Here is a 21,615-nt window from a genome sequence, read left to right as displayed (position 1 = left end):
CCTTATTCGGTGGTGCCGTCGCTGTAGGTGACGGACACCGGGCCAGCGCTCAGGCGAATACCGCCATAGGTGCCGGGCCATGTGGTTTCAGTGGCCTGCGGGTGGGTCGCGGCCGTGGCCACTACGTCGCGGTCGATGTGCACGCGCTCCACGCGGCGCAGAAACTCGTCCAGAGGCTCGGTGGGCCATTCCGGCGCAATCGGCTCGGGCGGCTTCACTGCGTGGGCCTGGTCGGCCGGCTCCTGGGTCGTGTCGGGCACTGCGGCTTGCTCCCCCTCCAGCCCTGTGGGCGCCTGCAGCTCTTGCTGCTCCTGCGGGTGGGTCGCGGCCGTGGCCGGTGCCTCGGTGCTGGTAGTGGTTTTACGGGGTCTAGGCATTGCGCATGCGCTCCTCGATTGCTTGGTGACGGGCTTTCATCTGTGCTTCATTGGCCATCTCGGCACGCTCCAGCTTGTAGCCGTCGATCACAAGCTCGAACACACGAAAAAACTGCTCCGCGCCCTTGAGCATGGCCACGGCCGCCTCGCGGCGCTCGCGCTCCGCCAGGGGCAGAGACAGGACTTCGGTTTGCAGGGCCTGCACCACCAGTGCGCGGGCCTCCTGAAACAGCGGTTCGCTCAGCAGGCGCTGGGCCTGCTCTGCGCGGTACTGGACATCGCTCATCCCTGCCCCCCTTGGAAACGTGAAGCCAGGCCGCCAATGATCTGGGCTGCGTTGTTGATCATTTCGGGCGAGATGCCCGGGGCCTGCATGTTCTGGTCCAGCATCGTGCCGCCGATGATGTTTTGCGCCGGTTGTGCCGTGCCATCGATGCGCGACTGGCCCATAACGTAGCCCGCCGACAGCTCCAGCAGCTTGGCCCACTGTTGCTGCTGCAGCTCCATCTGCTTGATCTGCAGCTCGGCCGCGCGCGCCTTGTCGCCTTCCATGGCCTCGGCCTGCAAGCGCATGCCTTCCAGCTGCTGCTGGCCCTGCAGCTTCATCTGCTCCATCTGGGCCTTGATCTGCTCAGGGCTGGGCTGCTGCGGTGGCTTTTGCACCTTGTCCGGCGAGAGCATGAACTTCTCGTCCGCGCCCTTGAGCTTGGCGTTCTTGGCCAAGGCCTTGCCAAATTCATAGACTTGCTCAGGCCCCACCAGCCCCACCTGGGCCGCCTGCTGCATGAACTGCCCAAACTGCTGCAGCAGCATCAGGGTTTCGGTCTTGTCACCGGTGCCCAGGCCCACGTCCGTGCTCACATCCATGTCGGGCGACCACATGCGCGGGTCGAACTGTACGAACTTGCCCCGCAAGCGCACCGTCGTCGGGATGTCCTGGTACTGGGTCAGCAGGCGCAGCACCAGCTTGAACAGCTGCTTGACACCGGTTTCAGCGAACATCCGCAGAATCAGCAGCATGCGCTTGTCGGCCATGCCGGCAATCTTGGTGATGCCCGTGGCCGTCTTGTTCAGACTGTCGGCATCCAGGCCCTGGTTGTAGCGGGTCACACCAGTGCGGCGCTCGCGCATGCCCTGGGCCATCTCCAGGCCCTGCAGGCTCTCGGTGGCCACCAGCGCGGTTTTGATGGGCGCCACAGCATCACCCGCCGCGCCCTCACCGCGGATGATCCCGCCGATGCGGTTGCTGATCACGTCCTCGATGTTGACCTTGGCCGCCATGTTCACGTAGGTGCGCGGATTGTTGGCCAAGTACAGGCTGTCCACATACTGGCGCGTCAGGCCGCTGGACAGACGCTGCAGCTCCACCACCGGGTCGGCCAAGGCCATGCCGATGACTCGGTGCGGCAGCTTGATGGGCGTGAGCACCGCGTATTCGTGGCCTTCGACCTCCTCGTTTTCCAGATCGCCATCACCGGACACCAGCACGCGGCGCCACTCGGCCACGCCGTCGCCGTTGTAGTCGCAGCGGATGAAGCCCTCAAACAGCCTCACCTCTTCCAGCGTCTTGTCTGCACTGTCTACTTGGTCGCCCGCTTGCTCATCCTGGCTCAGCTCGGCCGCGCCGTCGTAGGGCTTGATGTCCGCAGCATTGTCGAAGCCCATTTCCTTGAGCTGCGAGCGGGTGTATGTCACCCATTCACCGACCAGGCGGGCATCCTCCAGGCGCTTGGCCGAGCGGTTGACCACAAAGTCCCCAGGCGCGACGTTGCGTAGCTCCACCCGGCCGCGCTGCTTTCGCTGGATAGTCACATCCCACAGCGCGGGCTGCTGCAGGCCGGCAGCCTGGGCCAGCCCTGGGGGCAGTACTTCGCTGGGTGAGGCTTCCAGCACGCTCACGGCCGGGTCCTGGGTCAGCAGCACCAACTGCTCTTCGCTCAGGCCTTTGAACTCCTCGCGCACGGGGTCTGGCTGCACCCACTTGGCCCGCACCACGCCCAGCTTGGACAGCAGCGCGTCCTTGAACCAGTCGCTAAAAAGCAAAAATCCGGGGTTGTCGTCCCGGATTACATAGTTCACCAGCTCGGTGGCCTGGTCAGAAAATGGCCCATCCTCGGGCCCCCGCGGCAGAAACTCGCCGATGTTGTCACCGCTGAAAAACGGCTCCAAGAAGTTCGGCAGCGCGCCCTCAATGGTCTCGAACACGTCCCAACTCACCACCTGGGAGCGGCCGGGCACCTCATTGCCCAGCGGCAGGCCCAGGTAGAACTGCATATTGCGCTGCTGCTCACCTCGGATACCACCCGCCAGCCAGGCATGGGCGTCCTCGATCTCACGCTCCAGCACATTGCGGAACGTGTCTTTCTCCATATTTGCCATCACACAATTCCTATGTTGGGCAGCGGCAGTGGTGCCTGTTGCCGAGGAGGCTCCCAGACACAGCACATCAGGCCGAAAGCGTCAGAGCCATGGCTGGCCCAGTCGTGGGCCGGGCCCAGGCCAATGCCTCGGGCTTCATCCCGCTTCTCGTGATACCAACCCAGCGCGGCGCGGCCACCTTCCGTTGTCGCCTCGTTGAGCCAGATGCTGGGAAACAGCCGGCGCGCAGCCTCGACCCGTTTCATGGCAGCACCCTTGCCCTGGTTGGGCACCACCGTCACGCTGTAGCCCAGTGACTGCAGCGCGCTCTTGGGTGTGACTGCGTGCACCGTGTCCGACTTCTCGCCGTCATGGGGCAGCCAGATTTGCAGCCTGTCCGGCGTGTAGCCACGGTCGCGCAGCCACTGCGCATGGGTGGCCATGGGTTGCCCCTGGGCCTCGTAGTAGTCCAGCACGCGCACTTGCATGCCCACGAACTGCACGATCCACATGGCAAAGCTGTCGGCGTTCTGGCCAGTGCCGCCAATGTCCACAAAAGCCCGCAGCGTCATCAGCGGATCAGCCGCCACAGCGCCTATGCGGCCCTGGGCCTTGGCATCCGCAAGCTGGCGGGCGAAGTACGCGCCTTCGTTCACCGTCTCGTAGCCGCCCTCCCAGATGTGGTCGTATTTGTCAGGCTGCAGGCGCAGACAGTCCTGGCGCTCCTGCTCCAGCTCGGCCGTAAACCAGGGGTTGTCGCGCCAGTTGGCTTGCACCACCCTGGCCCCAGTGGGCAGCTCCGCCGCGCGCAGCATGCGGTCCACCGGGTCTTTGGCAAAGCGCGGATTCCAGCCAAACCACAGCTGAGAGCCCGGCGCGCGCAGCGTGGGCCGCAGCAAGTCCAGACTGCGTTGGGTCGCTGTCTGGGCTTCTTCCCACCACCCGCGCTTGAAACCCTCCAAGGACTTCACGCTGTCGGCCGTGTAATCGTTCATGCCCTTGAAGATGATTAAGCCATCCCCGGGCGCGGTAATCACGTCTTTGTAGACCTTAAAGCCATCGGCCGGGCCAAGCCGCAAGGTGGATAGCTTGGATTCGAGCAGCGCCTTGCTCGACTGGCTCAAGTCCTTTTGCACCTCGCGGATGCACACGCCCCGCATGCCTTCGCCGCCCATGGCCCCGGGCTCATACAGGCAGTCTTCCAGCAGCATTTCAGCGAAGAAATGGCTCTTGCCAGATCCTCGGCCGCCATGCGCGCCTTTGTAGCGGGCAGGCTCCAGCAGCGGCGCAAACACGCGCGCCGTCTTCAAGTCCAGCTCTCTCATGCCTTGGGGTCGATGATGGTGCGCGTGACGCGCGTAACAGTTTCAATGGGGCCGCCGCCAGGCGCAGACAGGCCCAGCTTGTCATTCAGCATGCCCAGGTGGCGCATAGCCAGTTGCAGCGCGGAGCCCTTGTCAAATACCTTGGCCTTGATCGTGTAGCCAGCCACCAGCTCCCCGCGCTTTCGCTTGAGCGCGCCGCCGTGGGGTTGGTCTTCCAGCTCTTCATCCACCTCACCGCGCTCGAGTTCTTCCTTCACCTCGATACTGGCCAGCGCGGCCGCCGTGTCTGCGTCCATTTCGTGTGGGTCCTTCATGGTCCCGTCATCCCGGTACAGCTTGCGGATGTCGAAGAACGCAATGCGCGCCAGCTCCTGCAGCACGCGGTCCTGGGTGATTTCAGTGCGCGCCGCGCGGGCGGCCTGCGCGGCCTGGATGGCCTTGGCCACCTCAACATTTCTCAACAGGCGCTCCCCTTGGGATGCTGCCGTCCTCGCGCTGTAGCTCGCCCTGATCGCTGCCTGAGTCGCGTTCAGGTCTATCAGGTACTCGGCCACAAAGCGCTCTTGCTTTGGGGTGAGTGCCATTCCAATATTCCAAATTTACAAAGCCACCCGGAGGTGGCCTTGCGTTAGTTTTCTTGCGGCAGCGTACTGAGGTCAACGTGCTTTCGCACGATCATCATCAGTATCGCGTAAAGAAATTTACCGCGATGAAATGATGATTGAGTCAGCTGCTCTCCGCCATCTACATCGACATACGGATCACCATATCCAGGCAAATGCACATGCAAGACTGTGTGCTCACCTTTCCCCCCTCTTTTTGGAGACGTGACGAGCGCTACTCCATCAAGGCACTCAGCATCAGCCGACCACGCAAGCCGGATACTGGATTCGCCAGCGAAAGACTTAACAATGGCCGTCTCAGAGGCCGCATCGACAGCCACGGAGAATTCAGGCACAAGATGCATTGCATCGTTGCCGACCTCTACAAGGCCAGCAAGCAATTTGGAATATTTACGCCGAATCGAGTCAACTTCATCAAGAGTATTGGAAATTTTTCGCCACTCTTGCTCAATAACGCCATTCGCTGACATGCAACCTCCTTGTTACAGAAGGTCTGCAGCATACATGCCTCTCATACGAATTTACGGCAGAGCCGCTTGTGTTGCTCCTCCAGCTCCGTGGACAGCTCACGAAAGACATGCCAACGCCGTCAAATCACTCAGGCGCGGCCTGGCTGAATCAGGAGATGTAACAAGTTGCTATGGCACACTCCCTGGCTCACACAGGAGATATGGATGGGGCGACTATTGGGATGGATCGGCGCGCTTTTGACGCTCGCCTATCTCGCCGGCTTAGCCTGGCTCACACACGGGCGATGGGCCACAATTCAAGAACTTCCGCTCAATGAACTCGGGGATTTCCTTGCAGGCGCATTTGGCCCACTTGCGATCTTATGGCTAGTGCTGGGCTACTTCCAACAGGGTATAGAACTCCGTCAGAATAGCCGAGCACTGAACCTACAAGCTGAAGAGCTAAGACGCTCTGTAGAGCAGCAAGAGGAGCTGGCCTCTTCTGCGCGAGAAACGCTTGAATTCCAACTTCAAGCCGCCGCGAAAATGGAACAGCTTCAAAGGGACAACCTCAAGCCAATATTTGTTCAGCAGCGGACTACATGCACCGCGAACGCAGCGTGGTCTACAGAGGCGAAGAGAACTCTATATGCACACATTGTAAAAGTTGATGTATTAAATCTTGGAAATCGCTGCTCTCAAGTCCGCGTGCATTCTTTGTCCGACGACGTCAAATGCAGTGTATCTGAGCAATTTGTTAAACCAGATTCTATCTTTACGATCACTTGCCGCATTCCCTCCGGCATTAAGGATGTTGCAGCACTAAATCTAAGGATTCACTGCTCTGATGCTGCAGGCAACCCTTTCTCTGAGCAATTGCATGTCTTCCCGCTGGGTGACAATGATCGCCCTTACGCCCTTATCCTTGATTCTTACCACAAACAGCATCGAGAAAGCATAAAAGAAAATTTGGTCGACTGATGTACCAAAGCCCGCAGGCGAACCTAGCGGGCTTTTTCTTTGTTCACGCCGCTGGCTGCCATCAGGCAACCAGGGCACACGAATCAGTTTCGCGGAATATGGCGCGATTGTGCATCACGTTGTCAAGTGGTGCAAGCGGTACACGTTCCAAAACATGCGTATACCCAGGATGCGACTCTCCTCCCAGATGCGCGGGCTGATCTTGTGCTGTCGCCGTATCGCATGGTGCGGCAGACGCTGGGGGATGTAGTAAGCCTGCAGGACACGGCGGTACTGCAGCGGCACCTGGTTCAGCGCGCGCTGAACACCGACGGCGCTCCAATCCGGGATGAAGGGCTCCATAGGCAGGTCACGCTCGGCCATGGGCAGTGGCGGCGGAACATAGCCCCCTTCCGCGCTGGCACACCGCTGCTTCTTGTAGCGGTCTTGGGCCCAGTGGCCGTACTTCTCCAGCAACCCCTCGGCTTGCCGCAGATCCACGGGCGTGGCCAGATTGATGTCTCGTCTCACTCTCGTCTCGCTTTCTTCAATTACCCATCAGCCGGCGCACCGTCACATTCAGCGCAGCCAGCTCATCCATCTTTTTGATTGCCCACATGCGGCGCTGGCCATGCAGGCCCATCAGCGCGCCGCGGTGGCAGCTCTCGCACAGCGCGACTGCGGTGTATTGGTGGCCCTGCTTAACGTGGTGGGCCTCACTGGGCCCCGACCGGTCACACACGCTGCACGGCAGCTCCTTGACCAGGGCCAAGTGCTCGCGCTCTCGGTCGTTCAGCCTGTTCAGCATTGGTCACCCCAGCTCTCAACAAGGACCATCACTCCGTAGTCGTTGACCACATAGATCGCCGTCGCGCCGATCTGCACCTCGCGCCCACAGCGGTTGGTCATCCAGTTGGTCACCAGGTAGCGGCCATCGCTCAGCCGCTCCGGCTTCTGTGATGGCCCGCGCGGGTACATCGAAGCCCGGACTGGCTGCGTCCCAGGTGGTGGGGGTGGCCGCCGCAGGCCGGCCAGGGGCACGACCTTTCCAAAAAATGCCAGGTCCATCAGAACGCCTCCACTTCCCAGCCGCCACCGGATTTCTTGGTGCGCGCCTTGATGGCGATGAAGCGGAACGGGTACTGGTCGGCCGCGATCTTGATCTTGGCCCGGGCGTCGTCCTGCCAGTAGCCCTTGACCTCGTGACACTCGATCACACCCTCCGCATTCATCACCGCGAAGTCGGGCGTATAGAACGTGTTGTCGGCCAGGCGCAGCTTCAGGCCCTCAAACCGGCGCCAGAGGATCTGGCCAGCATGCTGCAGGCCGGCCAGGTGCTGGTCGTAGGCTGCCTCGGTCTTGTTCATTGCGCCGACCTTGAGTCGGCCCAGGGCGTACATGGCCTGCTTCATGCGTGGCCCCCACTCTTCTTTTCCAGCCACTCGCGGCGCGCTTTGGCAGCGCCAGCATCCGCAGCAGCAAAGCGCTGGCAAGCAACTGCCTCGGCACTGGTGGTGTAGCCCGGGAGGTTTTTCTTCAGGCAGCATGCGAAACCCAGGCGGGCCATGCTGCGGTCGGTGTCCTTGAGGGACCAGTGGGTGCACTCGATGCAAGTGCTTTGCGAGCTCATGCGGTCCTCGCTTCCATGCCAAGGGCCTTTCGGAACATCGCCACCACATGCGGGGTCAGCCTCTCGCCAGCCTCATGCCGAGCGCGCAGCCCACGGGCCCAGTCGCGGCCATCCCCCATACGCTGGAACGAAGGGTGCGGAGCCGGTGCTGGGGCGGGCAAGGCCACCCAGCCTTGCTGCTGGGCGTAAGGCTTCACGGGCATGGCCGCCTCGCACTCCTTTTCGAGCATGGGCAGCGTGGGGGCGAACTCCGGGCTTGCACGCTTGATGCGCTCCACCGCCAGCTCCACCGCGTCATCGGTGAACTTGGCCAGGGCAGAGTCCCACACCAGCATGGCCATGCGCACACCCTTGTCCTGGCCGTCGGCTCCAAGCTGGCCAGTGTTGAATTTCGAGAGGAAGGCGCTGCCGTAGGCGCCATGCAGAACCACAAACAGCTTGCGGGTACGGGGCGAAGCCTTGCGCACCGGCTTCCCGTCCTGCTCCTGGTGGTGGGCAACATCGCGCAAGCCCTGCGCGGCCAGGTTGGCGGCGCCCTTCACAGCTCCACCCCGTCGTAAATGGCTGCAGCTGCACCGGCAAACTTGCCCGCACCCTGGGCGGATGCACCAGCGCCAGCAGCCTTGCGGCGATCCACGCGGCGAATCCAGTTGCGCCAGGTCGCCTCCCAGTCCGCTTTGCGGGCATCAGCGCCAGCCTTTCCCACCCAGTGGTCTCGGAAGCACGCAGCCTCGCGGCGCACGTCCTCAGCCGTCAGGTCTTGGCGCTCCTTCAGGGCCCAGTCTCCCCAGCTCTTGAGCAGCACCCAGTCTTTCGGCAGTCTGGTGCCCTTGGCTTTGTCGGTTGGCGAAGCCGCAGGCGCAGCAGCTGCCGGTGCATCGCCGGGCTGTGGCGAACCAACAGAATCTTGTTCTACCTCTGGTGTATCTACTTGGGGTTCTTTATCTAAGTCTGTATCTGTATCTGTACGCGTGACATTCGTACCCGTCACGCGTGACGCGTCCGTGTCTTGTCCGTGATCGTCCGTGACATCGTTGCCCGGCGCGGGTTTGGCGGTCTTTGCGCGCTCGCGTTGACGCTTCTTGCGGTCTGCGGCCGTGGGGTCGTTGTCGCTGCGCATCTGCAGGCCATCCCACTTGGTGGGCTGCAGCGAGGTCTGGTCCACCAGCCCCACTTCGGCCAGGCGGCGCGCCACCTCCTCCAGCGTGCGAACGTCCAGACCCATCTTCACGGCGATCTTGCGCATCAGCAGGCCGGGGGCATCACCCTTGTCCAGCAAGCCCTCGCCCTTCAGGCACAGCAAGGCCACGAAGTGCCAGCGGTCCTCAAAAGCCAAGAGCTTGAGCTTGTCGTCGTCAACCATCCGCGTGTAGACGCGGAACCAAGGGAGTTGTTTGCTCATATCGATGTCTTCTTCAGCGCGGTCAAGCGCACCATGTCCTGGCGGCCTTGATTGCCACCGGTGATGTGAAATTGCGATGCCGGGCTCTTGCGCTTGGGCTTGCTGTCGCGGTTGCGTTGCAGCTCTCGTGCGAAGGTGCTCACCGGCAGATGAAATGCATTGCGCTGCATGGGTCACTCCTCCGGCCACAGCTGTTCGGTCTGGCGCATGCGCTCAACCTCGCGCTGATGCGAGTCAAACCAGGCGCGGGCCTGCACCTCGGGAATGCAGCGGTGGTCCTGCGGCACCACCTTCCAGCCCGCGTGGTACAGAAACTGGATAGAAGCCTCCAGGTCATCGTTCTTGATGCGGCTGACCGTGGCCTCAGACACACCCATCGCTGCGGCAATGGCGGTCTGCTTGACCTCTTTCATGCCCTGCAAGACCAGGCTGTGCGCCTTTCGTGACCTTTCGTGCGCAGTCTCGGAAACTTCAGACATGACTCAACTCCATCAACAGGCAAGCAGCCCAGGCACAAAAGAGCGCTCCGGCCACGGAATCAACCGCAGCTTGAGCCGGCGTCCTCTTGGGGAAACGCCCTGTTGCGAGCCACATCAGTCGCCCGGCCACACTCAGGGATTCCAGAATCAGAAACGTCCAGAGGAAGGCGTTCATTCAGGCCTCCTTGGGTTGGGCCGCTGCCTGCCGCGAAACGGCTCGGCGGATGCGCGTGATCCATGGGTTGTCACGCTCAACCGCCGGAGGTATGCCGCGGCTCTTCCAGTTCTGGACGCGCTGAACGCCGCCCTCTTTCAGGTCATAGCCAAGGCGCACGGCCAACTTGGTGGCGCCGCCCATGTGGGAAATGAGTTCTGCGTCTTGATGCATACGCAAATTAAACACATTGTTTAAACAAAAGTCAAACGAAGCGTTTAACAACACCTTGTTTACTAAACAGAAAATTCACTGATGCATGTATCTGCAGAACGCCTCTACCAAGCCGCCCGACAACTCCGCGACGTGTCCGGTCAGTCAGCTGTCGCCCGCTTACTCAATGAGTCTCCGCAGACAGTAAAGAACTGGGAGACGCGCGGCGTCTCGCGATCTGGAGCCATGAAGGCCGAAGAAGTGCTGGGTGTTCGCGCCAACTGGCTAATGACTGGTGAAGGCGAGATGGCGACGGGCGTCGCGATGGCCATTACTCCCGAAGGTCTGCTGCCGGCTCAAATGCCAAACATGGTCCGCATCCCCCTTTTAGCCAACAGCGGGAGCATGGGGCCTGGCAACGAAGTGCTCGATGCTGACTACGTGGTAGGCGACCTATCGCTGTCATCGCACTGGATAAATCAGTACATCAAGCCGGGGAACATCCGTGAGCTGAAGTTCATCCACGCCCACGGCGAAAGCATGGCGCCCACATTCAGCGATGGAGACGTGCTTTTGGTGGACTCTGGTTCACGCGATCCAGCCAGCCATGAAGGCGTGTATGTGCTGGAGGTGCATGGCAAGACCTACATCAAACGCGTGCGCATGCGTATGTCTGGCACGCTGGAGGTTAGCTCTGACAACCCAACGATCAAGACCGTGGATGAACTGAACGGGGATCACGAGGTGCGGGTGCTGGGCCGTGTGGTTTGGGCCTGGAACGGCCAAAAGCTATGAGCATCTCCCGAGTGTCTGCTCCGTGGGGCCGGACTCGATGGTGTTTTGAGAGGCAGTGCTTTCGCTCAGCCCTGTTTAGGGCGCTAAAGCTGATGAGGCAGCATTCGATCCGGTAGCTTGACGTGATCTGGTCCTGGAGCAGATAAAAAATCTAGATTCGACTTAAATATAAATTTTTGGAGGGAGATGTAATGCGAGAGATTAGAACAATCAGAATTTCACAAATTAATATTGCAATGGAGAGTCCACACTCTCCCGAGAGGTACATTGAGCTATTCCGTCAAGCCAAGAGCATTAGGACACCAATTATTTTAAGAGGTGATGAAGCGGCTATTCTTGGCCCGATGGATTTTAAGACTTATAAAAAATCTGGGGATTACATTTCAGGAGATATTTATAAATTCCTCAACATTGATGAGACAGCCCAATGGTTTAACACAATAAAAAATGAACCAGCAACAGAGGAGGAGACAAGTAATATTAACATTCCGAGCGAACTAAGGCCAAACTTAAAAATTATTGAATTTGTTTTCCATCCGCATAATCACAAGCTTTTCTTTATTAATAAAGATAGAAAAAACACCCTATCACCACAATTTGCAGAAAAATTCTTTCAACAACTTTTTGATTTGGCATGCGAAAAAGGGAAATTTCCCGCAGTGACGGTCACTGCGATTCCTGAAAGAGAAAGCATTGAAGAAATCTTCAGCATCCCCACGCTCAAAAAAATTGAAATCACATTAGCGCGGCCTAACCCTGACGATTTCGAAGCTCAGGAACGAAAATTCTTAAAAAAACTAGAAAAACAAAACGCAAAAAGAATCGAGACTGCGCTTATTGCACTTCCAGGTAAATCGCTCGAGCCCGACGAGGAGACAAGGCTGCTAGCTCAAGTGGCTGCATCGAATGGCAAAGTGATCGGATATGGCTTAGATAACCAAGGCAAGCGTATTGAAGAATCCACTAAAGACAAACCAATGGATACGCCTTATACTGTTAACTCCGGGGTTGAATTATCTAGCGATGTTCTATTAAGAGTTTCTCGCGGAAGGATAAATTAAAATGTATAAAGGCATGTCAAGAATATTTAGTAAGTATTGGTGTGCCTATGGTGGGTTTTCAGCTCTTATAAAATCGCCATACTTGCATCTAGCTTTAATACTGCTAGTTTTTACTTATAAAATCTGGAGTAATGCCAATTGGTGGGACATATCTATATCTGTTCTGCCCAACTTGTTAGGCTTTACTCTGGGTGGATTTGCTGTTTTTTTAGCCTTCGGAGATGACAAATTTAGAGAGATGCTTATCGACAACTCTGACGACGATGATGACGATGAGGATTCAAATAGCTCGGGTTCAAGTCTATATGTAGAGTTGTGCTCCACATTCGTTCATTTCATAGTTATACAAATATTTGCCTTCTTTTTTGCATTAATATCAAAATCTCTAAACTTTACATATTCATGGGATGCCTCAATAATTCCTATTATTAATTTTATGACTTTGTTTTTCTGGGGGCTTGGCTTTTTAATATTTCTATACTCAATGACGTCAATATTGGCGGCAACAATGCATCTTTTTAGAACTGCAACTTGGTATGAAATGCATCAGAGATCTAATTCATAACTAGAATTTCTTGATGAAAAAATGCCCTAAGCCCGCCACCGAGCGGGCTTTTTCATGCCCTGGCACCGCGCATCCACTCCCGCGCTTGTCTGCGCCTGACGGTGACCACGGCCAGCATCAGCAGCCCCACACTGGCCCTGCCTCCACAACCCCATCTCCCCTGGAGGCAGCCCCGCACCAACGGGGCTTCTTTTTGCCTGGACCGTCTGTCGAGACTTGCTCCTACAGCCTCGCGCGCTAAGCGGGAAGCGCTGCCAGGTCCTGCCTGGCCATACTGGGATCGTCTCCTATCGCTCCACCCTCTGGTGGTTGACCCCGCATGTCGGGGTTTCTTTTTTTGGCCACGCTGTCGACCCAGCACGCACATCCCATGGCCACCTCCCCGGGGCCAATCAGCCCGCAGCAGCGGGCTTTTTTTGCGGCGGTGCACTTCTAGCCGTTCGCTTCTTCATCATCTTGTTTAAACAATTTGTTTGACATAGTTTTAAACGTGATGTTTAATTAATCCCATCGCACCACACCACTGCACCCCAGCGAGAGCCAGGGAGGCAGTGGTGGCGATCAAGCCAATGACGAGAGCAGCGAAGGAATCCCGTAGCTGAGCAGCCGCCGAGGTCTGCGTCTCTCCAGGCCGGGGGTGGAGGTCTGCAGCGACCGTAAGAACCTGCAGTGCCAGCCGTCACGCGATACGGCACAAACCAGAGCGCCTTGCACCAGGGTGCTGCGGTTTGATTTCCAGCCGGGCCTGGGAGGCTCCTCCCTCCCTCTCTAACTCCTTCCCCAGGCAGCCGTAAGGCACCGGCTTTTTATCCAGCTGGATTGCTGTCAGTACGTGATCCAGCCTTCTTGAAGCCATCTAAAGCGCGCCGCAGCAGAGCCCCATCTGGGTCGTTGCAATTGCCTTCATGGGCAACCACAGGTGTTGCACAAAGCTGCAGAGCGGCGCAAACGATTTCAAATAGCCCGTGGACGCAACCCATGCCCCACTCATGGCCAGCCCGGTAATCGATGCTGATCTGATCTTCCAGAACGCAAACACCAAGCGCTGGAACCGATAGACCGGATGGAGACTTGACACCCAAAAGCACGATGTGAAAAAACTTCGCCTCTGCTTGGGCGAGAACTTCCGACGCGCTCTCGGTTGCCAGTACTCGACGGTCTGCCTGGTCGGATACAGACCAATAAGGGGAGCTCTCGAAATCCTGCGCGAACCCTCGCAGCAACTCGTAAACCGCAGAGACCTCCGCCATCGACAGCCGCTTAAAGCAAATGTCGGGCAGTGTTCCGTCATCCTCAAGAAATAGCTTTACTACAGAGGCCACCGGAGCATTAGCAGCACTCAACTGCGAGACGAAAGTCTTATTGGTCATTTCATATCCAAGCACCGCCTGAGGATGGTGCAGTGTACGAATTCAGAACCGCAATTGAGTTTTTGCTCCCACGAGCTCGCTTCGGCGGGCTTTTTCTTTTCACCACTGCAAGGCCCACATATGAAACGCACATACGCACGCTGCAGAGGGCAGCGCATCTACGAGCCCCAGTCCTGGGCTGACGAACAAGAGGAATTGCGGCTTATCCGCGGGCAGCAAAAGCAGCGCGCCCAGGACAAGCCTCCAACCAGTCCGCCGCCCACCACCGACACCACTCAAGCCCGCACATAGCGGGCTTTTTTGTGCCCATGACCTACCTGCCCTGCCCCCTGCCTTTTCCGCCGACCGCGCCCGCCCGCCAGCTGCCGCCCTGCCTCTCCCCCGACGAGCTGCGCCAGCAGCTGGCCACCGAATCACCCCAGGTGCTGGAGCTCAGCGCCGATGCAATCTGAAAGGACTGCCCCATGTTCAACCGCATCACCCCCTGGGCTATCGCAGCCCTGCTGGCCCTGGGCCTGAGTGCCGTGGCCGGCACCAGCTTCACCCCCACTGCTGAGCCTGATGTGCTGCCCATGGCTGTACCTGCCTCTGCCTGTCCGCCCGGGTTCGTGGGCGTGTGGGTGGACAGCACCACCGCCGAGTGCCTGAAGGAGCTGCTGTGAAAGCCTTGTTCCATGTCCTCACCTGGTCGGGCATCTGCGCCCTGAGTCTGGCTGCTGCCGCCCTCGTAGCCGGCGCGCCCTTCTGAATCACTTTTTACCCAAGGAGCCCTTTGAAATGTCGAAGCTGATCAATCCCACCCTCAAGGCCAACCGCCAGGACTTCGCTGATTTCCTGGCCAACAGCGTCCCCTTCCTGGGCGAAGAGGCCACCGAAGCCCTGAACGACCTGGTGCACGCCACCACGGAAACCGGCAAGGCCGGCTCGCTGACCCTGACCATCAAGATGAAACCCATCGGTGGCAAGGCCGGCCAGATGGAGTTGGAAACCGATGTGAAGGCCAAGCTGCCCGCGCCCACCAAGGGCAAGACCATTCTGTTCACCACCCCCGACAACAACCTGCAGCGCTCCGACCCGCGCCAGCAGACGCTGGACGGCGTGCGCGATGTCAACCAGGAATCCACCGCCCAGCAGCAAACGCTGCGCCAGGCCCCGGCCACCGCTGCCGCCCCGCTGCGCGCCGTGGGCTGATCCCGTTTCCAACCCGACCCATCCACACCTATAGGAGAACCCCGTGGAACTGAAAGACATTCAAACCGAAGCCGCCACCCTCGCCACCCTGGCCGCTGCGCACCAGGACCTGCGCTTTGTTGGTGCCGGCGTGCCCATGGTGCTGCTGCCCGAAGGCTACAGCGCCCACACCATGGAGCACCTGCTGACCGCGCCGGCCCGCAAGAAGGGCACCACAGTGCTGAACGATGCCGAGTCCTTCATCGCCGTGGTCAAGGACCAAAAGGGCGAAGACACCCGCATGTTCAGCACCATCGAGCCGCCCACCTTCACCGCAGTGTTCAACCACACCGCCGCCGGCACCGGCTGGGGTGACCACCGCGCCCACTACGCCGCGCCCCTGGCCCCCGAGTGGAAGGCCTGGACCGGCATGGACAGCAAGAAGGTCAACCAGGTGGAGCTGGCCCAGTTCATCGAAAACAACCTGATCGATGTCGTGTTCATCGACAAGGACGCTGCCGGCGCGCCCGTGGGCGAAGTGGGCAGCCCTGACGGCTCCACTCTGCTGGAGGTCTGCCGCACGCTGGAAGCCAAAAAGAAGGTGGACTTCAAGTCCGCTATCCGCCTGGCCGACGGCAGCACGCAGTTCACCTACGACGAGGATGTGTCCGGCAGCGCACGCCAGGGCCAGCTGGCCGTGCCCGAGCAATTCAGCCTGGGTATCCCTGTTTTCGAGAACGGCGACAAGTACCGCGTGGATGTGCGCCTGCGCTATCGCATCGCCGATGGCGGCCAGCTGACCATGTGGCTGGAGCTGATCCGCCCGCACAAGACCATCGAGCACGCGGTCAAGGAGCTGCGCGCCACCATCGCCGCGGCCACTGAGCTGCAGATCCTGAACGGCACGCCCTCCAAGTAAGCCGCCCACCCCATGAGCCCGGCCAAGCGCCGGGCTTTTTCTTTTCCGGAGTCCCCATGCAGCGCGCCCATGTCCTGGCGATCTACTTCCACCTGCTTGAAACCGTCCTGCGCAAACTCATCCGCGAAACCGTGGAAGAAGGCACCTGCCTGATCTGGCAGGGTGCAGTCGATGCAGGCTCACCGGTGATGGCCATGCCCTACCGACGGTTCGGCCAGGGCGTGGCCCCCTGCCAGCTCCGTGTGCGCGGCCTGCTGCTGGAGCTGTGCACAAACAAACGCCCGCCGGCCAACGCCAAGCCGCGCACCGTGGTGGTGTCGGCCACCTGCCGCAATGGAGCTTGCGTTTGCCCGGACTGCGCGCGCTACGTGCGGCGCACCTACTTGACGGCCCGCGCCATGGAAGAAATGAATCCGGTGCTCAATGCCCTGCGCAAGGATCGCATCCTGGCCGCACGCAAAGAGAGCGGAGTGCGCGCGCTGACCGATGAGCAGGCCCTGCGCGTCAAAACCGAGACCGGCACATCAGCCCGGGCCCTGGCCCGCGAGCTTGGCGTGAATTTCAGTGTGGTGCAGCTGTGCCGCAAAAACCGAACCTACCGCGAACTGTCGCCAGAGCCGCGCGTGCCCACCGCATCCCCGTGGGCCGGCCTTGCCTCATGAGCCCTGCAGAAATCCGGTGGCGCTGCGAGCGCCTTGCCGTGCTGCTGGCCCATGCCCACCGGCTGGATGCCCTGGCCACCGTGGCCGCCGAGGCGCGCGCCCAGCCCTGGCTGGATGAGCAGCGCCCACCACCGCCCTCTATTCCCCCTGGCACCTACTGGGGTGCCTGATCACCAATGCAGACCAACATCATCAACCTGAGCCAGGTGAACCATGCCCTGGCCATCGCTTCCGTCAATGCGGCCCAACTGGCCGAGCTGGGATTCCAGCCCTTGGATAACAAAGCCATCTGCGAAGGCCTGCCGCCCGAGCAAACACGGCAGCTGCGCAACGCCAAGCTGTACCCGGCTGATTCCGTGCCCCGTATCCGCCAGGCCCTGGCCACCCGGCTGGCCCAGCCCATCACCACCGCAGCCGCCCCGGGGTTTGAGCGCAAGCGCGCCGACGACACCGAAGGCGGCGACCTCGATTAATCACCACCCAGGAAACTCCATGAGCACCTACAAAGAACTGCTGGCCCAGCGCGACGAGCTGGAAAAGAAGATTGAAGCCGAGCGCGCCGCCGCGCGGGCTACGGCCCTGACCACCGTGCGCGAGCTGTGCGCCGAGTACGGCATCACCGCGACCGACCTGGTGCCCAGCGCCAGCAAGAGCAAGCCCCGCGCCGTGGGCAGCGTACCGGCCAAGTACCGCAACCCGGAAACAGGGGACACCTGGACCGGGCGCGGCAAGGAGCCAGTGTGGATTCGCGGCCTGGCCCGCGAGGCCTATCTGATCACCCCAGCCACATAACAGGGGCATGAGCACAGGCTTCGGCCTGTCCTGATTAATCTCTCAGCCCTTTATCCAGCTACCAAACAGTGGTCTACCCTTCCTCATTAACTCCATAGCTTCCACAATTACACCTTGCAAAAAAACATAGGCTTCTTGATGGACAAAAACACCCTTCTCTGTCTTATCAATATCACCCTCAACCACGCGCAGCGCTTCGATTAATTGCATTGCAGCCATTCGGTAGTTGAATACGCCGACTTGCTCATTTAAAACCAATGCATGCATTTCTAAACCGCCTACTCTTTGGAGCTCGGCTTCTATCAAGACGCGCACCTTAATAACAGTCCACACTGAACGATTGCCGTCTGCAGGAATTAAACGTTGGATAGTGTCCAGAGTGCCAATGAATGAGCTCAGAATTGACGCGGCATCTGCTCGGTGCCGGTTATGTTCAGCACGCTGCTGAAGACTAAACACCCAAACCGCTGCACAAATAGCCAAGACCGAACCGATTGCCTGTACCCATCCCGACCACTCACTCTTGGTCATGCAGGTCGCCCATGAGTCAATCCATAGAGCGCAGTACTCCTGCGCTGGACTAACCGCTACGATTGCTTTCCCGATTCCCTCAATTACCTGATCTGCGTTCATGCGCTCCTCCTCGGGCGTGATCCTACCGTCTATTAACAGCCCACCCGCCCCAAACCACGCAAGCTTTTTCTTTTCACCGTCAATCTAAGCGGAAGCCCTTGCCAAAGACATTCAATCGATGGAAAGCCAGGTATTCACGCTGCTTTGCATTGAATGGTGCAGTGGCCACATCAGAACCTGGCAGGGCCCATGAGGCAAGCACCGCGGCAGCCTCCTCGTTCGCCACCAGGATCGATCCATCATCAGCGAACGAAATCCAGCCTCGGTCGAACAACAAGTCAGCGTGCGGCGCAAGCACTAAGCCGTTGTTCCCATCCAGCCGCTCCTCATCTGAAGCGACAGCCCATGGCTTGATGTGGCTGGCAATGAGGAATGGCTCCAGCTCCACACCAGTGAGCCGGCACCGCTTTTCAACAGCAAGAACATTAAGGCGAAACCGCCCCTGGCCACGCCGCGCACGAACCAGCTGCCCCACCTCTGTTGGGCTGCCACCTGAGGTGGCGATCTGCGCCTCTGCGATGTCCTCAGATGTCTGCGCCGCCTGCAGCGCCAGCGCTTCCAGTGCAGCAGAGTCACTTGGAGAAATCAGCCGCAAGAGGAGTTGGCCTAAATTCTGGCTAATCGACGCCAAGTAGCACCCCTGGTTGCCGTCACCGGTCTCCCTGCGGATGGGCGAGTGCTTGCTCGGCAGTAACGGTCCAATAGCCCCGAGGTGATCCTTTGGTCGCAATGGCTTACGCAACAACGCCCACTCAACTGGCACCAGCCAGCCCTGGGAGTCCCATACATCGCCAGTCGCGCCAAAAGCTTCTGGCTTGCTCTCCTCGCGATGGGGAGCCGTTGCAACCCCTAGCGCTTTGATTTGGCCATCGGCATACGAAACGACAACATCACCCGGTTGAACACGGGTCAGCGTCAGGTAGGTTTCATTCGCTTGCCCATTTGCCTTTGCCTTCGGGCTCCAGATGTATCCCCCTTGGACCTCTTGCCTATACGTCTGCTTATGGTTGACCCACCAGTAATTCATTGGCTTCTCCCTTTGAAGCCGATCCTACCCGCCCCAGGCCCGCCCATCAGCGGGCCTTTTCTTTTGGAGGACGCCATGACCACTCAAAACAGCATGAACCTGACAAAAAGCTGGCATGCAGGCACTCAGGTAGACAAGGGTCAAGGTTGCCTTTAAATACCTCAGCACCGAACATTAAATTTTGTTAACAATACGCGCCATTAATACAAAGAGAGGAATGGGATGTTTAGGAGAAACGAGCCGTGCTTTGTTTGCTACGGCACGGGTATCGCGTTGGTCCATGCTGGCCAGCAGATCCCGTGCCGCCACTGCGCCAAACGGCACACAACAGGCTGGGGGATTTTTAAGGCGTGGTTGAAAAAACTTCGACGCACTACCAGTGAACCTTCCAGCAATACAGACAAGCCGACATAAGCCGCAGAGCCCACCAGGACCACGGCAAGCGAGCGCCTTCCCCAAGGCGCCATACAAACCAACCCCGCCATTGAGCGGGGTTTCTTTTTTCTGGAGCAGCCAATGAGAGAGCAGACAGCCCACCAGGCAACCGTGGCCACCCACGAAAATCCCGCCGCCGCCAGCGCCCCCGAATGGGTTCTGGCGAGCAAGTACGAGGAAATGACAGGCGTCACCCGCGAAACCGTCAAGCAACGGAAAAAAACCGGCACTTGGAAAATCGGTCAGCAGGTTGCTGTCGTTTCCCGCCGTCTCTACGTCAACATCAAGGCAGCAGACCAATGGATAAAAGACCAAAGCTCGAAACACCACCCGGCATAACCATTCGCCAATTTGTCACTGGCGACCGGATTCAAATTGCGTTCTCCTACCAGGGCAAGGAGTGCCGCGAGATGCTTCCCCCTGGCCCGGTGAACAAATCCAGCATTCAGCGCGCAGCCGTTTTGCGCGAAGACATTCGCGACAAGATAAAGGCCGGCAGCTTCGATTACGCCGATTTCTTCCCTGACAGCCCCAGGGCTGGCGTCAGCAAGAAGAAATCGGGCCTGATGCGCACGCTCCTGCAGAACCAGTTGGAGATCTACGAGCGCCAGGTGCACAACGGGCAAATGTCCCCGTCCACCTACAACGGCTACGCCAAGGTGATCAATGGCGACCGCATGAAGCGCTGGAGCGAGGTGCACGCATCCGAGGTCACGCCCAGCATGTTGCGCGACTGGATCAGCGAGATGGACTGCACATCAAAGGCCATCCGCAACACGCTGATTCCGCTGCGCTCCGTTTTTGAGGATGCTCTGAATGGTGAGCTGATCGAATTCAATCCATTCGACCGCATCGCCCTGGCCAAGCTAATCCGGCAAACCGCCAAGGCCAGCGACTATGTGGTCCAGCCGTTCACCCAAGCCGAGCGCCAGGCCATCCTCGATGCCTGCCGACCCGATGAGCACCCCACTTTCCTGTTCTGGTTCAACACAGGCCTGCGCCCTGGTGAGCTCCAAGCACTGGAGTGGGAGCACATCGATTGGAAGCGCTGCGCGGCCAGGATCATCCAGAACCAGGTAGCTGGCGTCATCAAGGGGCCCAAGACGGCAGCAGGCAAGCGGGATGTCGAGCTCAACGACGAGGCCATGGCCGCACTGCGTGCCCAGAAGGCGGTCAGTGGGCACCTTGGCACCAGGATTTGGCTGAACCCCAGAACGCTGGCCCCTTGGAGCACTGACGCCCAGGTCCGCAAAACAGCCTGGTTGCCGATCATGGCCAGGGCCGACGTACCGTACCGGAATCCGTACCAAATCCGGCATACCTACGCCTCTACCCTCCTGACGGCCGGCGCCAACCCTTGGTATGTGGCCCAGCAGCTGGGGCACGAGGACGTGGAGATGGTGTTCCGCACCTACGGCAAGTTCATCCGCGAGGACTACCAGAAGCCCAAGGCTGAGCTTCGTCTTGTCAGCAGGGAGTGAGCCGTGCGAATCCCGTGCGAAATCGGTGCGAATTTGGCGACACCACACGACCCTAGAGGGCAAGAAAAAACCGCCACACACTAGGCTTTCCAGTGTGTGGCGGTGTCTTGGATGGGCTGGCGTCTATTGAATCTTCACCTTTAAACCTCATGAAATAAAGATTTAACATGAAATTTTTACTCGATTGTTCCCCATGTTGTTCCCCATACATAGCTTAATTAAGGCTGGACGGCTTTGGAACAGATGAATCGATTCCGGACTCACTTGATGTTTTGCAACGTAGGAAGCGAATCAGACTGCTTAACCCTCTCACCCTTCCAGGCTCATCGAACTATGCATGGGCATACCCTGCGGACTCATAATCCCTATGCTTGAGCCGAAGAGCGAAGGCCAGTTTGTTACGTTTCAACGACTTACGCACCACCACCCGTGGTGCATGGGGCGGAAAAATCCCTGAGACGGCTCATTTCCGGGCTGACTCAGGAAATGGGCAGGCTCCGAGCACTTCAACGAAGCGCCTAGAGCCTGTACCATTAGAAATTTCGGGCCTCTAGCTCATGCTTGGTTAGAGCAGCGGACTCATAAAATTTGTGCCATGCGTTTGGAAACTGCGTATGGGATGGTGTCAAATTCGGCGAAACCTACGGCGCAGCAATGCGTACGGCAACGCCGAGCCAAGCTTCAGTGCGTAAGCGCCGTTGAAGGTGTAGAGACTAGACGGCACCCACCTAAGGC

General features: G+C 59.0%; 34 protein-coding genes. 14 read left to right on the top strand and 20 right to left on the bottom strand.

Translation table 11 applies throughout. The annotated features are described in order from the left end of the window. Window positions 1–2 precede the first annotated feature (2 nt). The 6 genes from ACA027_RS10155 to ACA027_RS10130 are packed head-to-tail and all read right to left on the bottom strand — an operon-like array spanning window position 3 to window position 5,153. Window positions 3–377, bottom strand: coding sequence for a hypothetical protein (locus ACA027_RS10155; RefSeq protein WP_370682257.1), 375 nt, complete (start codon window positions 375–377; stop codon window positions 3–5). Beyond that, on the bottom strand, window positions 370–663 hold the full coding sequence (locus ACA027_RS10150) for a hypothetical protein (RefSeq protein ID WP_370682256.1): 294 nt from the start codon (window positions 661–663) through the stop codon (window positions 370–372). Before ACA027_RS10150 ends, ACA027_RS10155 begins: the two co-directional genes overlap by 8 nt. Continuing rightward, complete coding sequence (locus tag ACA027_RS10145) at window positions 660–2,756, bottom strand: hypothetical protein (protein WP_370682255.1); 2,097 nt, start codon at window positions 2,754–2,756, stop codon at window positions 660–662. The genes ACA027_RS10150 and ACA027_RS10145 overlap by 4 nt, the downstream gene beginning before the upstream one ends. After that, the gene (locus tag ACA027_RS10140; RefSeq protein ID WP_370682254.1) at window positions 2,756–4,060 is read right to left on the bottom strand and encodes a PBSX family phage terminase large subunit; all 1,305 of its coding nucleotides are present in this window, start codon (window positions 4,058–4,060) and stop codon (window positions 2,756–2,758) included. The genes ACA027_RS10145 and ACA027_RS10140 overlap by 1 nt, the downstream gene beginning before the upstream one ends. Continuing rightward, the gene (locus ACA027_RS10135) at window positions 4,057–4,644 is read right to left on the bottom strand and encodes a terminase small subunit (protein WP_370682253.1); all 588 of its coding nucleotides are present in this window, start codon (window positions 4,642–4,644) and stop codon (window positions 4,057–4,059) included. The genes ACA027_RS10140 and ACA027_RS10135 overlap by 4 nt, the downstream gene beginning before the upstream one ends. A 44-nt stretch (window positions 4,645–4,688) precedes the next feature. Beyond that, the gene (locus tag ACA027_RS10130) at window positions 4,689–5,153 is read right to left on the bottom strand and encodes a hypothetical protein (protein ID WP_370682252.1); all 465 of its coding nucleotides are present in this window, start codon (window positions 5,151–5,153) and stop codon (window positions 4,689–4,691) included. Between the two features lie 204 nt (window positions 5,154–5,357). Between ACA027_RS10130 and ACA027_RS10125 the strand changes: the two genes are divergently transcribed. Beyond that, a complete protein-coding gene (locus ACA027_RS10125; RefSeq protein WP_370682251.1) occupies window positions 5,358–6,113 on the top strand; it encodes a hypothetical protein in 756 nt (251 codons plus the stop codon). A 114-nt stretch (window positions 6,114–6,227) separates the two neighbouring features. Here ACA027_RS10125 and ACA027_RS10120 read toward each other — a convergent pair whose 3' ends face one another. Genes ACA027_RS10120 through ACA027_RS10070 form a run of 11 tightly spaced genes read right to left on the bottom strand, consistent with a single transcriptional unit; the run spans window position 6,228 to window position 9,991 of the window. Next, a complete protein-coding gene (locus tag ACA027_RS10120) occupies window positions 6,228–6,623 on the bottom strand; it encodes a hypothetical protein (protein ID WP_370682250.1) in 396 nt (131 codons plus the stop codon). Window positions 6,624–6,639: 16 nt separating this feature from the next. Continuing rightward, window positions 6,640–6,900: a hypothetical protein gene (locus tag ACA027_RS10115; RefSeq protein WP_370682249.1), complete on the bottom strand. Its 261-nt coding sequence runs from the start codon at window positions 6,898–6,900 to the stop codon at window positions 6,640–6,642. Then, window positions 6,894–7,160 carry a hypothetical protein gene (locus ACA027_RS10110; RefSeq protein WP_370682248.1) on the bottom strand — a complete coding sequence of 89 codons (267 nt, stop codon included), beginning with the start codon at window positions 7,158–7,160 and terminating at the stop codon, window positions 6,894–6,896. Before ACA027_RS10110 ends, ACA027_RS10115 begins: the two co-directional genes overlap by 7 nt. Beyond that, complete coding sequence (locus tag ACA027_RS10105) at window positions 7,160–7,504, bottom strand: DUF1064 domain-containing protein (RefSeq protein ID WP_370682247.1); 345 nt, start codon at window positions 7,502–7,504, stop codon at window positions 7,160–7,162. Before ACA027_RS10105 ends, ACA027_RS10110 begins: the two co-directional genes overlap by 1 nt. Beyond that, entirely contained in the window at window positions 7,501–7,722 is a 222-nt protein-coding gene (locus ACA027_RS10100; RefSeq protein WP_370682246.1) for a hypothetical protein, read from the bottom strand. Before ACA027_RS10100 ends, ACA027_RS10105 begins: the two co-directional genes overlap by 4 nt. Further along, the gene (locus ACA027_RS10095; RefSeq protein ID WP_370682245.1) at window positions 7,719–8,264 is read right to left on the bottom strand and encodes a hypothetical protein; all 546 of its coding nucleotides are present in this window, start codon (window positions 8,262–8,264) and stop codon (window positions 7,719–7,721) included. The genes ACA027_RS10100 and ACA027_RS10095 overlap by 4 nt, the downstream gene beginning before the upstream one ends. After that, window positions 8,261–9,124: a hypothetical protein gene (locus ACA027_RS10090; RefSeq protein WP_370682244.1), complete on the bottom strand. Its 864-nt coding sequence runs from the start codon at window positions 9,122–9,124 to the stop codon at window positions 8,261–8,263. The genes ACA027_RS10095 and ACA027_RS10090 overlap by 4 nt, the downstream gene beginning before the upstream one ends. Beyond that, a complete protein-coding gene (locus tag ACA027_RS10085) occupies window positions 9,121–9,294 on the bottom strand; it encodes a hypothetical protein (protein ID WP_370682243.1) in 174 nt (57 codons plus the stop codon). The genes ACA027_RS10090 and ACA027_RS10085 overlap by 4 nt, the downstream gene beginning before the upstream one ends. A gap of 3 nt (window positions 9,295–9,297) precedes the next feature. Beyond that, window positions 9,298–9,603: a hypothetical protein gene (locus tag ACA027_RS10080; RefSeq protein ID WP_370682242.1), complete on the bottom strand. Its 306-nt coding sequence runs from the start codon at window positions 9,601–9,603 to the stop codon at window positions 9,298–9,300. Then, window positions 9,596–9,778, bottom strand: a complete 183-nt coding sequence (locus ACA027_RS10075; protein ID WP_370682241.1) for a hypothetical protein — start codon at window positions 9,776–9,778, stop codon at window positions 9,596–9,598. Before ACA027_RS10075 ends, ACA027_RS10080 begins: the two co-directional genes overlap by 8 nt. Next, window positions 9,779–9,991 carry a hypothetical protein gene (locus ACA027_RS10070; RefSeq protein WP_370682240.1) on the bottom strand — a complete coding sequence of 71 codons (213 nt, stop codon included), beginning with the start codon at window positions 9,989–9,991 and terminating at the stop codon, window positions 9,779–9,781. It abuts the gene before it with no gap. 225 nt (window positions 9,992–10,216) lie between these two features. On the opposite strand from ACA027_RS10070, the gene ACA027_RS10065 reads away from it, so the two are divergent. From ACA027_RS10065 to ACA027_RS10055, 3 genes are all read left to right on the top strand, one after another. Further along, window positions 10,217–10,765 carry a helix-turn-helix transcriptional regulator gene (locus tag ACA027_RS10065; protein ID WP_370682239.1) on the top strand — a complete coding sequence of 183 codons (549 nt, stop codon included), beginning with the start codon at window positions 10,217–10,219 and terminating at the stop codon, window positions 10,763–10,765. Between the two features lie 191 nt (window positions 10,766–10,956). Then, window positions 10,957–11,826, top strand: a complete 870-nt coding sequence (locus ACA027_RS10060) for a DUF4747 family protein (RefSeq protein WP_370682238.1) — start codon at window positions 10,957–10,959, stop codon at window positions 11,824–11,826. Window position 11,827: 1 nt separating this feature from the next. Next, entirely contained in the window at window positions 11,828–12,391 is a 564-nt protein-coding gene (locus tag ACA027_RS10055; RefSeq protein ID WP_370682237.1) for a hypothetical protein, read from the top strand. An 806-nt stretch (window positions 12,392–13,197) separates the two neighbouring features. Here the strand turns inward: ACA027_RS10055 and ACA027_RS10050 are convergent. Continuing rightward, window positions 13,198–13,761, bottom strand: coding sequence for a hypothetical protein (locus tag ACA027_RS10050; protein WP_370682236.1), 564 nt, complete (start codon window positions 13,759–13,761; stop codon window positions 13,198–13,200). Window positions 13,762–14,069: 308 nt separating this feature from the next. Between ACA027_RS10050 and ACA027_RS10045 the strand changes: the two genes are divergently transcribed. From ACA027_RS10045 to ACA027_RS10010, 8 genes are all read left to right on the top strand, one after another. After that, on the top strand, window positions 14,070–14,213 hold the full coding sequence (locus ACA027_RS10045) for a hypothetical protein (RefSeq protein WP_370682235.1): 144 nt from the start codon (window positions 14,070–14,072) through the stop codon (window positions 14,211–14,213). A gap of 12 nt (window positions 14,214–14,225) precedes the next feature. Continuing rightward, window positions 14,226–14,423, top strand: coding sequence for a hypothetical protein (locus ACA027_RS10040; RefSeq protein WP_370682234.1), 198 nt, complete (start codon window positions 14,226–14,228; stop codon window positions 14,421–14,423). A gap of 115 nt (window positions 14,424–14,538) precedes the next feature. After that, window positions 14,539–14,952 carry a hypothetical protein gene (locus ACA027_RS10035; RefSeq protein ID WP_370682233.1) on the top strand — a complete coding sequence of 138 codons (414 nt, stop codon included), beginning with the start codon at window positions 14,539–14,541 and terminating at the stop codon, window positions 14,950–14,952. 43 nt (window positions 14,953–14,995) lie between these two features. Next, window positions 14,996–15,850: a YfdQ family protein gene (locus ACA027_RS10030; protein ID WP_370682232.1), complete on the top strand. Its 855-nt coding sequence runs from the start codon at window positions 14,996–14,998 to the stop codon at window positions 15,848–15,850. A 56-nt stretch (window positions 15,851–15,906) separates the two neighbouring features. Beyond that, entirely contained in the window at window positions 15,907–16,512 is a 606-nt protein-coding gene (locus ACA027_RS10025) for a hypothetical protein (RefSeq protein WP_370682231.1), read from the top strand. Continuing rightward, complete coding sequence (locus ACA027_RS10020; protein WP_370682230.1) at window positions 16,509–16,682, top strand: hypothetical protein; 174 nt, start codon at window positions 16,509–16,511, stop codon at window positions 16,680–16,682. The genes ACA027_RS10025 and ACA027_RS10020 overlap by 4 nt, the downstream gene beginning before the upstream one ends. Before the next feature lie 6 nt (window positions 16,683–16,688). Continuing rightward, window positions 16,689–16,985 (top strand): hypothetical protein, encoded by a 297-nt coding sequence (locus ACA027_RS10015; RefSeq protein ID WP_370682229.1) that lies wholly within the window; start codon window positions 16,689–16,691, stop codon window positions 16,983–16,985. Window positions 16,986–17,004: 19 nt separating this feature from the next. Continuing rightward, window positions 17,005–17,304 carry an H-NS family nucleoid-associated regulatory protein gene (locus ACA027_RS10010; protein ID WP_370682228.1) on the top strand — a complete coding sequence of 100 codons (300 nt, stop codon included), beginning with the start codon at window positions 17,005–17,007 and terminating at the stop codon, window positions 17,302–17,304. A gap of 42 nt (window positions 17,305–17,346) precedes the next feature. Here ACA027_RS10010 and ACA027_RS10005 read toward each other — a convergent pair whose 3' ends face one another. Continuing rightward, window positions 17,347–17,937, bottom strand: coding sequence for a hypothetical protein (locus ACA027_RS10005; RefSeq protein WP_370682227.1), 591 nt, complete (start codon window positions 17,935–17,937; stop codon window positions 17,347–17,349). Window positions 17,938–18,016: 79 nt separating this feature from the next. Further along, the gene (locus ACA027_RS10000) at window positions 18,017–18,964 is read right to left on the bottom strand and encodes an HNH endonuclease (protein ID WP_370682226.1); all 948 of its coding nucleotides are present in this window, start codon (window positions 18,962–18,964) and stop codon (window positions 18,017–18,019) included. 516 nt (window positions 18,965–19,480) lie between these two features. On the opposite strand from ACA027_RS10000, the gene ACA027_RS09995 reads away from it, so the two are divergent. Both ACA027_RS09995 and ACA027_RS09990 read left to right on the top strand, forming a co-directional pair. Beyond that, entirely contained in the window at window positions 19,481–19,738 is a 258-nt protein-coding gene (locus ACA027_RS09995) for an excisionase (protein WP_370682225.1), read from the top strand. Further along, window positions 19,699–20,880 carry an Arm DNA-binding domain-containing protein gene (locus tag ACA027_RS09990; protein ID WP_370682224.1) on the top strand — a complete coding sequence of 394 codons (1,182 nt, stop codon included), beginning with the start codon at window positions 19,699–19,701 and terminating at the stop codon, window positions 20,878–20,880. Before ACA027_RS09995 ends, ACA027_RS09990 begins: the two co-directional genes overlap by 40 nt. Window positions 20,881–21,615: the final 735 nt, after the last annotated feature.

The organism is Comamonas sp. GB3 AK4-5, from assembly GCF_041320665.1.
GTDB lineage: Bacteria > Pseudomonadota > Gammaproteobacteria > Burkholderiales > Burkholderiaceae_C > Comamonas.
This window is presented reverse-complemented; position numbering and strand designations above follow the sequence as displayed.

Bases quoted from the DNA above. Each gene is read 5' to 3' on its own strand.
- ACA027_RS10130 (WP_370682252.1), bottom strand. From the start codon at position 5,153: ATGTCAGCGAATGGCGTTATTGAGCAAGAGTGGCGAAAAATTTCCAAT.
- ACA027_RS10105 (WP_370682247.1), bottom strand. From the start codon at position 7,504: ATGAAGCAGGCCATGTACGCCCTGGGCCGACTCAAGGTCGGCGCAATG.
- ACA027_RS10125 (WP_370682251.1), top strand. From the start codon at position 5,358: ATGGGGCGACTATTGGGATGGATCGGCGCGCTTTTGACGCTCGCCTAT.
- ACA027_RS09995 (WP_370682225.1), top strand. From the start codon at position 19,481: ATGAGAGAGCAGACAGCCCACCAGGCAACCGTGGCCACCCACGAAAAT.
- ACA027_RS10080 (WP_370682242.1), bottom strand. From the start codon at position 9,603: ATGTCTGAAGTTTCCGAGACTGCGCACGAAAGGTCACGAAAGGCGCAC.
- ACA027_RS10065 (WP_370682239.1), top strand. From the start codon at position 10,217: ATGAAGGCCGAAGAAGTGCTGGGTGTTCGCGCCAACTGGCTAATGACT.
- ACA027_RS10090 (WP_370682244.1), bottom strand. From the start codon at position 9,124: ATGAGCAAACAACTCCCTTGGTTCCGCGTCTACACGCGGATGGTTGAC.
- ACA027_RS10155 (WP_370682257.1), bottom strand. From the start codon at position 377: ATGCCTAGACCCCGTAAAACCACTACCAGCACCGAGGCACCGGCCACG.
- ACA027_RS10150 (WP_370682256.1), bottom strand. From the start codon at position 663: ATGAGCGATGTCCAGTACCGCGCAGAGCAGGCCCAGCGCCTGCTGAGC.
- ACA027_RS10015 (WP_370682229.1), top strand. From the start codon at position 16,689: ATGCAGACCAACATCATCAACCTGAGCCAGGTGAACCATGCCCTGGCC.
- ACA027_RS10135 (WP_370682253.1), bottom strand. From the start codon at position 4,644: ATGGCACTCACCCCAAAGCAAGAGCGCTTTGTGGCCGAGTACCTGATA.
- ACA027_RS10115 (WP_370682249.1), bottom strand. From the start codon at position 6,900: ATGCTGAACAGGCTGAACGACCGAGAGCGCGAGCACTTGGCCCTGGTC.
- ACA027_RS10070 (WP_370682240.1), bottom strand. From the start codon at position 9,991: ATGCATCAAGACGCAGAACTCATTTCCCACATGGGCGGCGCCACCAAG.
- ACA027_RS10020 (WP_370682230.1), top strand. From the start codon at position 16,509: ATGAGCCCTGCAGAAATCCGGTGGCGCTGCGAGCGCCTTGCCGTGCTG.
- ACA027_RS10045 (WP_370682235.1), top strand. From the start codon at position 14,070: ATGACCTACCTGCCCTGCCCCCTGCCTTTTCCGCCGACCGCGCCCGCC.
- ACA027_RS10055 (WP_370682237.1), top strand. From the start codon at position 11,828: ATGTATAAAGGCATGTCAAGAATATTTAGTAAGTATTGGTGTGCCTAT.
- ACA027_RS10085 (WP_370682243.1), bottom strand. From the start codon at position 9,294: ATGCAGCGCAATGCATTTCATCTGCCGGTGAGCACCTTCGCACGAGAG.
- ACA027_RS10060 (WP_370682238.1), top strand. From the start codon at position 10,957: ATGCGAGAGATTAGAACAATCAGAATTTCACAAATTAATATTGCAATG.
- ACA027_RS10040 (WP_370682234.1), top strand. From the start codon at position 14,226: ATGTTCAACCGCATCACCCCCTGGGCTATCGCAGCCCTGCTGGCCCTG.
- ACA027_RS10025 (WP_370682231.1), top strand. From the start codon at position 15,907: ATGCAGCGCGCCCATGTCCTGGCGATCTACTTCCACCTGCTTGAAACC.
- ACA027_RS09990 (WP_370682224.1), top strand. From the start codon at position 19,699: ATGGATAAAAGACCAAAGCTCGAAACACCACCCGGCATAACCATTCGC.
- ACA027_RS10035 (WP_370682233.1), top strand. From the start codon at position 14,539: ATGTCGAAGCTGATCAATCCCACCCTCAAGGCCAACCGCCAGGACTTC.
- ACA027_RS10145 (WP_370682255.1), bottom strand. From the start codon at position 2,756: ATGGCAAATATGGAGAAAGACACGTTCCGCAATGTGCTGGAGCGTGAG.
- ACA027_RS10010 (WP_370682228.1), top strand. From the start codon at position 17,005: ATGAGCACCTACAAAGAACTGCTGGCCCAGCGCGACGAGCTGGAAAAG.
- ACA027_RS10005 (WP_370682227.1), bottom strand. From the start codon at position 17,937: ATGAACGCAGATCAGGTAATTGAGGGAATCGGGAAAGCAATCGTAGCG.
- ACA027_RS10050 (WP_370682236.1), bottom strand. From the start codon at position 13,761: ATGACCAATAAGACTTTCGTCTCGCAGTTGAGTGCTGCTAATGCTCCG.
- ACA027_RS10100 (WP_370682246.1), bottom strand. From the start codon at position 7,722: ATGAGCTCGCAAAGCACTTGCATCGAGTGCACCCACTGGTCCCTCAAG.
- ACA027_RS10075 (WP_370682241.1), bottom strand. From the start codon at position 9,778: ATGAACGCCTTCCTCTGGACGTTTCTGATTCTGGAATCCCTGAGTGTG.
- ACA027_RS10000 (WP_370682226.1), bottom strand. From the start codon at position 18,964: ATGAATTACTGGTGGGTCAACCATAAGCAGACGTATAGGCAAGAGGTC.
- ACA027_RS10140 (WP_370682254.1), bottom strand. From the start codon at position 4,060: ATGAGAGAGCTGGACTTGAAGACGGCGCGCGTGTTTGCGCCGCTGCTG.
- ACA027_RS10110 (WP_370682248.1), bottom strand. From the start codon at position 7,160: ATGGACCTGGCATTTTTTGGAAAGGTCGTGCCCCTGGCCGGCCTGCGG.